Annotated in this window: 1 pseudogene; it reads left to right on the top strand. The window is 64.5% G+C overall.

The features are described from left to right. Positions 1–436: pseudogene (locus tag JMV15_RS27905) on the top strand (carboxyl transferase domain-containing protein); the annotation flags it as partial. Positions 437–473 lie beyond the last annotated feature (37 nt).

The raw sequence follows: 473 nt of genomic DNA, 5'->3' as shown, positions 1-473 counted from the left end.
GGAAGGGGGGAGAGACTTTGCCCACCAGGACCGGATGACCGCCATGGGCTTGCCGGGGATTACCGGGGTGCAAGGCTCGGCCACGGCCGGCGGTGCGTATCAGCCGGGCCTGTCGGATTACGTGGTGGTGGTGGGCGGCAAGGCCAAGCTGTTCCTCGACGGGCCAGCGTTGCGCAAGGCCGACACTGGCGAGGTCGCCACCGATGAAGAACTGGGGGGTGCGAAGATGCACGCGCAAACCGCCGGCACCGCTGAGTACCTGGACCAAGACGATGCCGACGGCGTGAGCATCGTGAGTGAAATTGTGGGACTGCTGCCCTGGAATGATCGCTTGCCGCAAGCACCACAACGCGCTTAACGCGAACCGCTGTATCCGGTTGAAGAGCTGTTGGGGCTGATCCCCGAGGACAAGAAAAAGCCACACGACGTGCGCGAGTGAGTGGCTAGCCTGGCGCACGGCTGCAAGAGGCAGG

Source organism: Pseudomonas paracarnis, from assembly GCF_904063055.1.
GTDB lineage: Bacteria > Pseudomonadota > Gammaproteobacteria > Pseudomonadales > Pseudomonadaceae > Aquipseudomonas > Aquipseudomonas paracarnis.
Note: the sequence above shows the minus strand (reverse complement) of the source record. Positions and strands in the feature narration are given on the sequence as shown.